Raw genomic sequence first — 12,505 nt, forward strand, 5'->3', positions numbered from 1 at the left:
GGGGGACGGTCGTTACGCATGGCGAGGGAATTTCAGCGGGGCCACAAGGCCAGGATCAGTGATCTCACCGCGGGGACGGATCTGTACATAGGTGTACAGATCGCCGGGCCCGGGTTGAGTTTCGACATCAGTTGCTTCGGGCTGGACGCGGACGACCAGTTGTCGGACGACCAGTACTTCATCTTCTTCAACCAGCCGAAGAGTCCGGAGGAGGCCATTCAGCTCCTCGGGGCCCAGGCCGGGGACACCGAGTCCTTCCGGGTCACGCTGGAGAAGATCCCGTCGGCCGTCCAGCGGCTGACGTTCACCGCCACCATCGACGGCGACGGGCAGATGTCCCAGGTCGCGCCCGGGTACCTCCGGATCGTCGCGGGTGGCGAGGAGGTCGCCCGGTACGCGTTCGACGGCTCGGAGTTCACGACCGAGCGCGCCGTGATGCTCGGCGATCTGTACCTCAAGGATGTCTGGCGGTTCGCCGCCGTCGGCCAGGGGTTCGACGGCGGGCTGGAGGCGCTGCTGAGGAACTTCGGCGGTGAGGTCGCCGCGGAGGAGGAGCCCGCGGCCCCGGAGCCCGTGCCCGGTTTCGCGCCCCCCGCGCAGACCGCGCCCGGCTTCGCACCGCCCGCCCAGGCCACCGCGCCGCCGGCCTTCGCCGCGCCCCCCGCGCCCGCGCAGGCACCCCCGTCCGCGCCCCCGCCGCCCGGCTACGGCCAGCCGTCCGGCGCACCGACGCCGCCGCCCGGCTACGGCCAGCCGTCCGGCGCACCGACGCCGCCGCCCGGCTACGGCCAGCCCACCCCGCCGCCCGGCTACGGCCAGGCCCCACCCACTCCACCGCCGGGATACGGTCGGCAGCCCGGTACACCCACCCCGCCGCAGGGCTACGCGCAGCCCGGCTACGGCCAGCAGGCACCGGTTCCCGGGGTGCCGGGTCAGCAGGGCGGTGCCGCGCCCTTCGGACAGCCGCAGGCACCCGCGCAGCCGCAGGTCCCCGCGCAGCCGCAGCACACCGGCCCGGCGCCGTTCCCCGGCCAGGGCACCCCGCAGGCTCCCGTCGTCGCCGGGCTCGCCGCCGGACTCCAGCGGTTCAACGAGCTGGCGACCGGTCAGCGATGGACCCTCCAGAGCGAGAAGCTCGCGCGCGTGGACCTCGGCACCGGGGGCGGCCCCGTGCTCGCGCGGCAGGGCAGCATGGTCCTCTACCAGGGCAAGGTCGACTTCAGCCACAAGAGCGCCGGGTTCGCCGGACGCGTCGTCGGCGGGGGGACCGGCCAGGAGATGCAGCTCATGCGCTGCACCGGCAAGGGGCAGGTCTTCCTCGCCGAGGAGGCCTCCCATCTGCACACCATCGAGCTCCAGGGCGACGGCGTCTGCGTCTCCGCGGAGAACGTCATGGCCTTCGACGAGTCCCTCCAGTACGAGGTGCGCCGTATCGAGGGACACGGCATCCCCGGCGGCGCGCTGTTCACCATGCAGTTCCAGGGCACCGGGACCCTCGTCGTCAAGACGCACGGCGTACCGGTCGTCATGCCGGTCACCCAGAGCACCTTCGCCGACTGCAACGCGCTCGTCGCCTGGTCGTCGGGGGCTCAGGTGATCGTCACCAGCCAGGTCCGGCTGCGGTCGAACCGCTCGGCGGGCTCCACCGGTGAGGGCGTGAACCTCCAGTTCCGGGGAGCCCCCGGCAACTTCATCGTCGTCCAGCCCTACGAGGTCTGAGGGAGCCCGTCATGATGAACCAGCCATTCCCGGGCCAGGTCCCGGCCGCCCCCGTGGGCGTCCGTATGGAGAACCACGGCAAGCACATGGTGAAGGTCGCTCTCCGGAGCGGACAGGACCTCTACGCGCGCGCGGGTTCCATGATCGCGTACGACGGATACGTCCAGTACGACGGCAGCCCGCCCGCGCTGCGCCAGCAGGCGCGTGAGTGGACGACCGGTGAGGGCGCCCCGCTGATGCGGTGCTTCGGTGACGGTCTGCTGTACCTCGCCGACTACGGCGCCGATGTCGTCGTCCTCGACCTCGGCGGCGAGGCGATCTCCGTGAACGGCTCCAACCTCCTCGCGTTCGACGCCCATCTCCAGTGGGGCGTCGAGAAGGTCAAGGGCCTCACCCGGCTCGCCGGTCAGGGCCTGTGGAACGTCCAGGTCGGCGGTCAGGGCTGGGTCGCCCTGACCTCCCGCGGCACCCCGATCGTCGTGGAGTGCGGCAAGGGCGAGGACGAGACGTATGTCGACCCGGACGCCCTGCTCGCCTGGTCCCCGAACCTCAAGGTCAAGGGGAAGCGCACCCTCAAGGCGGGCGCGCTCGTCGGCCGGGGCAGCGGCGAGGCGTTCCAGATGGCGTTCTCCGGGCAGGGCATCGTCGTCGTGCAGCCCAGCGAGGACAGTACCGACCGGCTCCGGGTCCGGGGCTGAGGGGGAGCGAACACACCATGCAGAGCCCGCTTTTCGCCCATGCCGACAACCAGGTCCAGGAGCGCTACTCCCTCCAGAACCCGCAGCTGCTGCGGGTGGCCCTCCAGGGCCGTGAGGACGTGCTCGCCCGCAAGGGCTCGATGGTCGCCTACCAGGGCATGATCGAGTTCGACGCCGAGTACCAGAGCTCCAACGAACGCCGTAACCGCCGCAGCACCGGCGAGGGACTCGACCTGATGCGCTGCCACGGTCAGGGCACGCTCTATCTGGCGAACCTCGCGCAGTACATCCATCTCGTCGACGTCGAGCAGGACGGGCTCACGGTCGACAGCGGCTATGTGCTCGCCCTCGACTCCTCGCTCAACGTGCAGGTCGTCGCCGTCGACAGCCAGTACGGCATCTCCGGCACCGGCAAGTACCAGCTCACCATCACCGGCCGCGGCAAGGTCGCGCTGATGACCTCCGGTGAGCCGCTGATGCTGCGGGTGGGCCAGGCCAGCACCTCGGTGAACGTCGACTCCGACGCGATCGTGGCGTGGTCCGCCGGGCTCCGGGTGCAGATGCAGGCCCAGACCCAGTCGTCGTCCGCGCTGCGCCGCCGGGGCAACACCGGGGAGGGCTGGGAGCTCGGCTTCCAGGGCGAGGGCTATGTCCTCGTCCAGCCCAGCGAACTGCTGCCCCCGCAGAACGCGCGGACCGGCGGGGGAGTGGCCGCCCAGTACGGCATGGGCGGACGCGGGGCGCACGGCCAGAACCGCGACAACGCCTGGAACTGACACGCCTGGAACTGACACGCCGGGAACCGACACGCCGGGAACCGACACGCCTGGGACCGGCGGCGCCGGGCGCTCCCGACGCCTGGAACCGACAGCGCCGGGAGCCGGTCCCGGCCTGGAGCCGACCACCGCGGCAACGGTCATCGTCCCGTCACACACACCGCTCGGGGCGGTCACGCACGACTGTGAGCATCCTGCCGTCCCCGGGAAACGCCGGGGCCGGAAGAGAGGCCCACACAGTGTCAGCGCTCGTCATGACGCCCGGTCGGGACACCCCTTTCCCCGGCATCCTGGACCCCGGTCACGGCCGGGCGGGCGGTGGTTCCCGGCCGGACATCCGGCTGGAGCCGATCGGCCCTGAGACGTACCGTGCCTTTCTCGCCTCCCGCACGGGCTCCGCGCTGGGCGCCGGTTTCCTCCAGTGCCCCTCCTGGGCGCACGTCAAGGACGCCTGGCGCCCACTGCTGCTCGGCTGGGGTCCGAACCCCTCCGCCGGACAGCTGCACGGGGTCGCGCTGGCGCTGCTGCGGCAGTTCCCCGGGACCCGCAAGTACTTCGCGTATCTGCCGGAAGGGCCCGTTGCCGACTGGTCCGACCCCGGTGTCGACGCCTGGCTGGACCCCCTCCTCGGCTCGCTCCGGCAGGCGGGCGCCTTCGCGGTGCGGATCGGCCCCTCCCCCGCGTACCGCCGCTGGAGCGCGGCCACGCTCAAGGCCCGCACCGGACCCGGCGCACGCGTCACCGATGTCCTCGACTGCGAGGTCGACCCGCTGGGCACGGCCGTCGCCGAACGGCTCCGGGCCCGGGGCTGGCACCGCTGCGGCGACCACAAGGCGGGCGGTGGCGGCGCCGTGGGCGGTGACGGCGACGCCCAGCCGCGCCATGTCTTCCGCGTCCCGCTCGCCGGACGCACCCCCGGCGAACTGTGGGCGGGCCTCAACCAGGAGTGGCGGCGCAACGTCCGCCGCGCCCAGAAGTCCGGGGTCGAGGTCGTCGTCGGCAGCGCCGCGGATCTCCCCGAGTTCTACCGGCTGCTCTGTCTGACCGAGCGCCGCGACGGCTTCCGTCTCGGCCGGGACCTCGGCTACTACGAGCGGCAGTACGCGGCCCTCAACGCCGAGGAATCCGGCCGGATGAGGCTGTACCTGGCCCGGCACCAGGGCGAGATCCTGGCCGCGCACACCATGGTCACCGTCGGCCGCAGGGTCTGGTACCAGACCGGCGCCTCCGCCGACCACCGGCGCGAGGTCCGCCCCTCGAACGCGCTCCAGTGGGCGATGCTCCTCGACGCCCACGCCCTCGGCGCGGAGGTGTACGACATGCGCGGCGTGCCCGCGACCCTCGACCCGGCGGACCGCTCGTACGGACTGCTGCGCTGGAAGCTCGGCACGGGCGGCGAGGCCGTCGAGACGCTGGGAGAGTGGGAACGGCCGCTGCCCGGCACCACCAACCACACCCTGTACCGCGCCTTCCAGACGTATCTGGCCCGCCGGTGACCGACCTGACCACCGTCGGCGACGGCCGTCCGGCGGGAGCCCCGCCCGGTGCCGCGCCCGCCAATGGACAGGGCCGCGCGGCACGCCGTGCTCCTGGCCCGGACGGCGGACGCCGCGCCGACCGGGGGAGCGGCCGCCGGGAGGATCGGCGGCCGCTCCCCGAACCCGGGCCCGCCACCGACGGCCCCACCAGCGGCCCCACCGAAGACCCCTACGTCACCCACGGCACCCACCACCACGAAGGCACCCACGGCACCACCCACGGCACCACCCACGGCACCCACGGCGACCCCGACCGCTCCGAAGGCTCCGGCGACCGCCCGGACGGCCGCCCGGACGGCCGTCCGGTCACCGGTCCCGTCCCCAGCCCCGTACCCCGTCCCGTCACCCGCGCGGGCGCCCGCCGGGACCGCCGGGCCACGCCCTCCGTCGCCCGCAGCGGGGCGATCATGGCCGCCGGGTCCGTGGTCTCCCGGGCCACCGGCTTCGTCCGTTCCGCCGTCGTCGCGGCGGCGCTCGGCGTCGGACTCGCCGCCGACGGGTACGCCGTCGCCAACGCCGTCCCCGTGATCGTCTACACGCTGCTGATCGGCGGCGCCCTCAACGCCGTCTTCGTCCCCGAACTCGTCCGCGCCGCCAAGGAGCACGCCGACGGCGGGGCCGCCTGGACGGACCGGCTGCTCACCGTCTGCGTCACCGCTCTCCTCGTACTCACCGCCGGTGCCGTGTGGGCGGCGCCGGTGATCGTCGAGGCGTACACCGGCTACACCGGGGAACAGGCCGGTCTCACCGTCGCCTTCGCCCGCCACTGCCTGCCGCAGATCCTGTTCCTCGGGGTGTTCACCCTGCTCGGGCAGGTCCTCAACGCGCGCGGCCGGTTCGGCGCCATGATGTGGACGCCCGTCCTCAACAACCTCGTCGTCATCGCCGTGTTCGGGCTCTACCTCGTCACCGGCGACGGCGGCACCCTCACCGGCGCGGAGACCGCGCTCCTCGGCTGGGGCACCACCGCGGGCATCGCCCTCCAGGCCCTGGCCCTGGTGCCCGCCCTGCGCGGCGCCCGGTTCCGCTGGCGGCCCCGCTTCGACTGGCGCGGCGGCGGGCTGATGAGGCCACTGCGCTCGGCGGGCTGGCTGGTGCTGCTCGTCCTCACCAACCAGGCCGCCTACTGGGTGGTCACCCGGCTCGCCACCGCAGCCGGGGAACGCGCCGCCGCGCTCGGCACCGACGGCGGCGTCGGCTTCAGCGCCTACAACAACGCCTATCTGCTCTGGGCCGTCCCGCACGGCATCGTCACGGTGTCCCTGGTCACGGCCCTGATGCCGAGGATGAGCCGGGCCGCCGCCGACGGCGACCCCGACGCCGTACGCCGCGATGTGTCCTCCGCGCTGCGCAATTCCGCCGCCGCGATCGTCCCCGCCGCGTGCGCCCTGTTCGCGCTCGCGCACCCGCTGATGACGGTCGTCTTCCAGTACGGCAGGACCGACGCCGACGACACCGCCGAGATGGCGGCCACCCTGATGGCGTTCGCCCCCGGGCTCGTCGCCTTCTCCGGACAGTACGTCCTGGCCCGCGCCTTCTACGCGCTGTCCGACACCCGCACCCCGTTCCTCCTCAACCTGGTGATCTCGGGTCTGCACGCGGGCCTTTCGGTCACCGCGTACACCCTGCTGCCCGCCCGGGACGCCGTGACCGGGATGGCGGGCGGCTACTCCGTCGCCCTGCTCATCGGCTGGGCGCTCACCGCGTACGTCCTGCGCCGCAGGCTCGGCCCGCGCCGCCGCAGCAGACGCGCGGGCCGGTCCACCGGTACGGGCGGCCGCCACCGTACCGGCGCCGGTACGCGCACCCGGCCCGCCGCCCTGTGGCGCTCACCCGCGCTGTGGGCGCACGCCCGGCTGCTGGCCGCCGCCGTGCCCGCCGCCGCCCTCGGGCAGCTCACCGCCGACCGGCTCGCCCCGCTCGGCCCCCTGACCGCCGGACTCGCGGGCGGCGCCGTGATCGCCCTGGTCTTCGCGATACTGGCCCGGCCCCTGCGTCTCACCGAACTCGACACCCTGCTCGGCAAGGTCACCGCACGCCTCTCCCGGCGCCGCCGACCACGCCGGTCACCACCCTTGGGATAATCCGCAAATGCCACGCGTGCTGCTCATAGAAGACGACCCCTCCGTCCGCGAAGGGGTCGAACTCGGGCTGCGCCGCCGCGGCCACGAGGTGCGTACGGCCGCCACCGGTGAGGCCGGGCTCGCCGCCCTCGCGGAGTTCCAGCCCGATCTGCTCCTGCTGGACCTGATGCTGCCCGGGGTCAACGGCGTCGAGGTGTGCCGCCGGGTCAGGGAGGACAGCCAGCTCCCGATCATCATGCTGACCGCCCGGGGCGACGACTTCGACGTCGTCATCGGACTGGAGGCGGGCGCCGACGACTACATCGTCAAACCCGCCCGTACCGAGGTCATCGAAGCCCGTATCCGCGCCGTGCTGCGGCGGATGGAGGCACCCGGCGGCCAGCGGCCCGCCGTCGAACAGCACGGCGGACTCACCCTCGACCGCGCCGGACTCACCGTCACCAAGGACGGTCTGCGCCTCGACCTCGCCCCCTCCGAACTGCGGCTGCTGCTGCATCTCAGCGCCGCTCCCGAGCAGGTCTTCAGCCGTCAGCAGCTCCTCGAACACGTCTGGGAGCACAGCTACCACGGGGACGCCCGGCTGGTCGACGCCTGTGTACGGCGGCTGCGCAACAAGATCGAGGACGTCCCCGGCACCCCCCGCTACATCCAGACCCTGCGCGGCTTCGGCTACCGCTTCGGCCCCCTGTGACCGCCCCCGCCCCGGACGGCCCCGCCCTGTACGCCGCCCCGGGCCCCGGCCCCGCCGCCGCCCGCCCCTCCGCCCCGGCCCCGTACTCCGGCGCGAACCCGTATCCGGGTGCGGCCCCGCATCCCGGCGCAGCTCCGTACCCCGGCACCGACCGGGACCCGGAACCGGGCCGCACCTCCCGCTTCCGCCGCCGACGCGAGCCCCGCGAGGGCGGTGAGGCCGGTGAGGCCGGTACGTCTGGTGCGTCTGGCGAGACCCGCGAGGCAGGTACGCGCGGTACACCTGGGGTGCCTGCCGAGTCCCGGACACCCCACGAGTCCCGTACGTCCCGGGGCGCCCGTAGAACGAGTGGGTCCCAGGAGACCACCGGGGCCCGACCCGAACGGCGCCGCCGGATCGTCCCCTTCGGGCTGCGCACCCGGCTGATCCTCGCGTTCCTGCTGGTCGCCGCGGTCAGCGCGGGCACCACCGCGACCCTCACCTACCGCGAGGCCCGCAACTCCGTCGTCAGCGCCGCCCAGGACACCGCCGTCGCCTCCTTCCGCGACGAGGTCGAACAGATGGGGAGCACCTCCCTGCCGGTGCTCCCCGACAGGCTGAAGGAGGATCTTCAGAGGATCGCCCGCAAGGGCAAACCCCGCCCCTGGTACGTCTACGCCGAGTACGGCACCCTGCGGATCTCCTCCGGAACCAACCCGGAGTCCTCGGTCATCACCCCGGAACTGCGGCGCGCCACCAACAGCCGGGAACGGCTCCACGGCAGCTTCGAGCGGGTCGTCAAGGACGGGGTCCCGTACCTCACCATCGGTATGCCCGTCGTCTTCCGCGCGGGCGGCGCCGGGGTGCTGCCCACCGGACTCGCCCTGTACGCCGTGATGCCGATGACCGAGGAACAGACCCAGACGGAGGCCCTGGTCAGCGCCGCCCGGGCCGGGGCGATGCCCGGCCTCGTCATCGCCCTGCTGCCGGCCCTGCTCGCCGCCAGCAGCGTGCTGCGTCCGGTCCGCGGACTGCGGCGCGCCGCCCGCAACATGGGCAGCGGTAAGCTCGACACCCGTATCCCGGTCCGTGGCCGGGACGAACTCGCCGATCTCGCGCGCACGTTCAACGAGTCCGCCGGGGAGCTGGAACGGTCGGTGACCGAACTCCGGCGCGCCGAGGAACGCGCCCGCCGGTTCGCCTCCGACGTCTCCCATGAGCTGCGGACCCCGCTCGCCGGGATGCTCGCCGTCACCGAGGTCCTGGACGAGGACGCCGAGCGGCTGCCGCCCGACACCGCGCGGGCGGTCCGGCTGATCAGCGCCGAGACCGGCAAGCTCGCCGTACTCATCGAGGACCTGATGGAGATCTCCCGCTTCGACGCCCGCGCCGCCGAACTCCACACCGACGAGATCGACGTCGCCGAGACCATCCGCCGCACCCTCCAGAACCGGCACTGGACGGGTGGGCACCCAGAGCAGGTCCGCACCGATCTGCCCGACGGCATCCGCGCCCGGCTGGACCCGCGCCGTTTCGACATCGTCGTCGCCAATCTCGTCGGCAACGCCCTGCGCCACGGCGCCGCCCCCGTCACCGTCCGGCTGCGCCGGGCGACCGCCGTGGACGGTACCCCGCTGGTGGTCACGGAGGTCACCGACAGCGGCCCGGGTATCCGTCCCGATGTGCTGCCGCACATCTTCGACCGCTTCTACAAGGCGGACGCGGCCCGCACCCGCTCGGTGGGCAGCGGTCTGGGACTGGCGATCACCCTGGAGAACGTCCATCTGCACGGCGGCACCATCCGCGCGGCCAACCGCCAGGACGTCCCCCACGTCCCCCACGACCCGTACGGTTTCCCGGAGCCGTACGCGGCCGGGAGCACGGGGGCCGTGTTCACCGTGGAGATACCCCTGGACGCGGAGACACCGCTGGACCCGATGGAGGACCTGGCATGACCGGCGGGGGGAGGACCGTCCGCTCCGCCCGGGCCGACGCGGCACCGAACCGGGCGGGCGTACTGGCCCTGGCGATGGCGCTCGGCGCGGTACCGCTGGCGGGGTGCGGCGTCCAGGCCACCGATGTCATCGAGGCCGGGAGGCCCCCGACCCTCTATGTGCCCTCGGGGTACGAGAACTGGATGCTGCTCTTCTTCCGCGCCCCGGACGGCCGGCTGCTGCCCGTGGCGCGGAGCAGGACGGGCGTCGCGGGCGACCAGTCCCCGCCCCCGTACTCGCCCAAGGCACTGGGCGCCCTCTTCATGGGACCCCAGCCCGAGGACCGCGACCTCGGGCTGAGCACCTCCCTGCCCAAGGTGACAGGCTGGGCCCAGAGCGGTCCGGCGCAGGAGCCGACCGAGGGCGACGGCGCGAACACGCGGTCGAAGGCCGACACCACCGAGGTGTTCCTGTCGGTGAGGCTGAGCGCCCTCGACGACACGGCCGTCCAGCAGGTGATCTGCACCGTCGCGTACGCGGACAGCATCGACGGCTCGCGGCGGGTGGCGCTGCGGGGCACGGACGCCGTGATGGAGCCCGCGGGCTGCGGGGTCGACGTCAACTGGGACGACGTCCCCAGGCCCGAGAGCTCGGCGCGGCCCAAGGAGGAACTGATGCCGCCACCGGAGACGGCGACGCCTTCGACCTCGCCACCGGCCCCCACGGACCGCGACTGGACGCAGGCCTCCCCGGGCCCGACACCCACGTTGCCGACCGGCCCCTGACCCCGGGCCGCCCCGGCGCGCCCACCGGCCCTTGCCCCGGCGGCCTGGAGGATCCCTTGCCCCGGCGACCCCGAAGAGCCCCTGCCCCGGGCCGGCCCGAGGAGGCCCCGCCCGGACACCCGCACCCCGGCCCAGCCCCACGCGCCCGCGCTCCGGCCTCCCCCGCTCAGGCACCCCCGCGGTGGGGGCCCAGGGTGACGCCGGCCCGTGTCACCGCAGACCCGGGCGACGCCCTCCGGTCAACAGAGGAGCGCAGGATGCCGTCCCGTCACAGCAGGGCCCGGGTGCCCTCCATCAGCCGGACGACCGACTCGTCGGCGACCTTCGCCACCTCGTCGTAGCCGAACCAGCGCAGATCGAGCGACTCGTCGCTGATCGACTCGACGGCTCCGGCGGGGGCGATCGCCGCGTACTGCACATCGAGGTGCCACGCACACGGCGTGGCATGCCGGTCCAGCCGCACCGGGCCGCCGCGCAGCAGCCGCAGCCCCTCGACCCCGGACTCCTCGGCGGCCTCGCGCAGCGCCGCGTCCGCGAGGGTGGCGTCGGACGGCTCGCAGTGGCCGCCCATCTGGAGCCACTTGTGGATCTTGCCGTGCAGGGTCAGCAGCACCCGGTCCCGCTCCGGGTCCACGACCAGCGCACTGGCCGTGACATGGCCGTCCTCGCAGGACTTCCATACCCCGTCGGGGTGTGCCGACAGATGCGCGAGATACAGCTCACGCAGCTCGTCCTGGTCGCCGTACCCGGAGAGGACGGCGACCGCGTCGTCGTGCAGGCTCACTTGCTGTCGTCACCGTCCTCGTCGGTGGACGTGCCGTCGGCGCTGTCGGGGGTGTCCGCACCGGAGCCGCCGGAGCCGCCGGAGCCGCCGGAATCGCTCCCGGGGCGCTTGGTCAGGTCCGGGCCCTTCCCGCTCGCGGCGTCGCCGAGGAGCTTGTCCAGCTCGGAGAAGTCCAGGTGCTCGCGGTGCACGAAGCCGTCCGGGTCGTCCAGGTCGGAGGCGGTCGGCAGCATGTCGGGGTGGGCCCACAGCCCGTCCCGGCCGTCCACCCCGCGCGCGTCGGTGAGCGACGCCCACAGCCGCGAGGCGTCCCGCAGTCGGCGCGGACGCAGCTCCAGACCGATCAGCGTGGCGAACGTCTGCTCCGCCGGACCGCCCGAGGCGCGGCGGCGGCGCAGGGTCTCCCGCAGCGCGTCCGCCGAGGACAGCCGGGGCTTGGCCGCCTCGTGGACCACGGCGTCGACCCAGCCCTCGACCAGCGCGAGAGCCGTCTCCAGCCGGGCCAGGGCGGTCTTCTGCTCGGGGGTGTCCTCGGGCTGGAACATGCCCTGCTGAAGGGCCTCCTGCAACTGCTCCGGATTCGACGGGTCGAGCTGGCCGACCGCGTCCTCCAGCTTCGCGGTGTCGACCTTGATCCCGCGCGCGTAGCCCTCGACCGCGCCGAACAGATGCGAGCGCAGCCACGGCACATGCGCGAAGAGCCGCTGGTGGGCGGCCTCCCGCAGGGCGAGATACAGCCGCACCTCCTCCTCGGGGACGCTGAGGTCCTTGCCGAAGGCCGCGACGTTCAACGGGAGCAGCGCTGCCTTGCCCGCCGGGCCGAGGGGGAGCCCGATGTCGGTGGAACCGACCACCTCACCCGCGAGGACACCCACGGCCTGCCCGATCTGGGTGCCGAACATGGCGCCGCCCATCGAGCGCATCATGCCGATCAGCGGGCCCGCCATGGCCTGCATCTCCTCGGGCAGCACCTGGCCCATGGCCGCGCCGACCCGCTCCGCCACCGGGTCCACCAGCTCCTGCCAGACCGGCAGCGTCGCCTCGACCCACTCGGCGCGGCTCCACGCCACGGCCGAGCCGGAACCGGACGGCAGCGAGGTCACCCCGTCCAGCCAGAGATCGGCCAGCCGGATCGTCTCCTCGACCCAGGCCCGGTCCGCGGGGCCCACGCTGGCGTCCTTCGTGCCGTCGGAGGTGCCCTGGGAGACCGCCTGGCGGGCGATCTGCTTGGCCATGTCCCAGTTCACCGGGCCGCCCTCGTACGAGAGCATCTGGCCGAGCTGCTGGAAGGCCGCGCCCAGGTCGTTCGGGTTCATCGACCCGAACATCGCGGCGAACGGATTGTCGCCCCCGCCGGGCCCTGGCGGCCCGCCGAAACCGGGCAGCCCGAAACCGAACGGCGTGGCAGGTCCCTGACCACCACCGCTCTGGTCCTTCTTCTTGCCCTCGTCGCCGTTCTCCGGCTCCTCCGGCGGAAGGCCGAATCCGAATGGGGTGTCACTCACGGGATTCCTCGG

10 protein-coding genes are annotated in these 12,505 nt (G+C 73.5%); 8 read left to right on the forward strand and 2 right to left on the reverse strand.

Translation table 11 applies throughout. The features are described 5' to 3' along the window. Positions 1-18 precede the first annotated feature (18 nt). From AB852_RS07450 to AB852_RS07485, 8 genes are all read left to right on the forward strand, one after another. Positions 19-1,719 (forward strand): TerD family protein, encoded by a 1,701-nt coding sequence (locus AB852_RS07450; RefSeq protein WP_073784725.1) that lies wholly within the window; start codon positions 19-21, stop codon positions 1,717-1,719. Positions 1,720-1,733: 14 nt separating this feature from the next. Further along, positions 1,734-2,417 carry an AIM24 family protein gene (locus AB852_RS07455; RefSeq protein WP_073785602.1) on the forward strand — a complete coding sequence of 228 codons (684 nt, stop codon included), beginning with the start codon at positions 1,734-1,736 and terminating at the stop codon, positions 2,415-2,417. Between the two features lie 17 nt (positions 2,418-2,434). After that, entirely contained in the window at positions 2,435-3,193 is a 759-nt protein-coding gene (locus AB852_RS07460) for an AIM24 family protein (RefSeq protein WP_073784727.1), read from the forward strand. 254 nt (positions 3,194-3,447) lie between these two features. Beyond that, complete coding sequence (locus AB852_RS07465) at positions 3,448-4,689, forward strand: lipid II:glycine glycyltransferase FemX (RefSeq protein WP_079184346.1); 1,242 nt, start codon at positions 3,448-3,450, stop codon at positions 4,687-4,689. 449 nt (positions 4,690-5,138) lie between these two features. After that, positions 5,139-6,815, forward strand: a complete 1,677-nt coding sequence (murJ, locus tag AB852_RS07470) for a murein biosynthesis integral membrane protein MurJ (RefSeq protein WP_079184422.1) — start codon at positions 5,139-5,141, stop codon at positions 6,813-6,815. A gap of 7 nt (positions 6,816-6,822) precedes the next feature. After that, the gene (locus AB852_RS07475) at positions 6,823-7,506 is read left to right on the forward strand and encodes a response regulator transcription factor (protein ID WP_073784729.1); all 684 of its coding nucleotides are present in this window, start codon (positions 6,823-6,825) and stop codon (positions 7,504-7,506) included. A gap of 287 nt (positions 7,507-7,793) precedes the next feature. Then, positions 7,794-9,440, forward strand: a complete 1,647-nt coding sequence (locus tag AB852_RS07480; RefSeq protein ID WP_079184423.1) for an ATP-binding protein — start codon at positions 7,794-7,796, stop codon at positions 9,438-9,440. Next, complete coding sequence (locus AB852_RS07485; protein WP_073784732.1) at positions 9,437-10,204, forward strand: hypothetical protein; 768 nt, start codon at positions 9,437-9,439, stop codon at positions 10,202-10,204. The genes AB852_RS07480 and AB852_RS07485 overlap by 4 nt, the downstream gene beginning before the upstream one ends. A gap of 268 nt (positions 10,205-10,472) precedes the next feature. On the opposite strand, the gene AB852_RS07490 is transcribed toward AB852_RS07485, so the two are convergent. Both AB852_RS07490 and AB852_RS07495 read right to left on the reverse strand, forming a co-directional pair. After that, complete coding sequence (locus AB852_RS07490) at positions 10,473-10,988, reverse strand: NUDIX hydrolase (protein WP_073784734.1); 516 nt, start codon at positions 10,986-10,988, stop codon at positions 10,473-10,475. Beyond that, positions 10,985-12,493: a zinc-dependent metalloprotease gene (locus AB852_RS07495; RefSeq protein ID WP_073784736.1), complete on the reverse strand. Its 1,509-nt coding sequence runs from the start codon at positions 12,491-12,493 to the stop codon at positions 10,985-10,987. The genes AB852_RS07490 and AB852_RS07495 overlap by 4 nt, the downstream gene beginning before the upstream one ends. Between the last annotated feature and the right edge of the window lie 12 nt (positions 12,494-12,505).

Origin of the sequence: Streptomyces uncialis (assembly GCF_001905345.1) — a bacterium.
Classification (GTDB): Bacteria; Actinomycetota; Actinomycetes; order Streptomycetales; family Streptomycetaceae; genus Streptomyces; species Streptomyces uncialis.

Bases quoted from the DNA above. Each gene is read 5' to 3' on its own strand.
- AB852_RS07450 (WP_073784725.1), top strand. From the start codon at position 19: ATGGCGAGGGAATTTCAGCGGGGCCACAAGGCCAGGATCAGTGATCTC.
- AB852_RS07455 (WP_073785602.1), top strand. From the start codon at position 1,734: ATGAACCAGCCATTCCCGGGCCAGGTCCCGGCCGCCCCCGTGGGCGTC.
- AB852_RS07460 (WP_073784727.1), top strand. From the start codon at position 2,435: ATGCAGAGCCCGCTTTTCGCCCATGCCGACAACCAGGTCCAGGAGCGC.
- AB852_RS07465 (WP_079184346.1), top strand. From the start codon at position 3,448: ATGACGCCCGGTCGGGACACCCCTTTCCCCGGCATCCTGGACCCCGGT.
- murJ (WP_079184422.1), top strand. From the start codon at position 5,139: ATGGCCGCCGGGTCCGTGGTCTCCCGGGCCACCGGCTTCGTCCGTTCC.
- AB852_RS07475 (WP_073784729.1), top strand. From the start codon at position 6,823: ATGCCACGCGTGCTGCTCATAGAAGACGACCCCTCCGTCCGCGAAGGG.
- AB852_RS07485 (WP_073784732.1), top strand. From the start codon at position 9,437: ATGACCGGCGGGGGGAGGACCGTCCGCTCCGCCCGGGCCGACGCGGCA.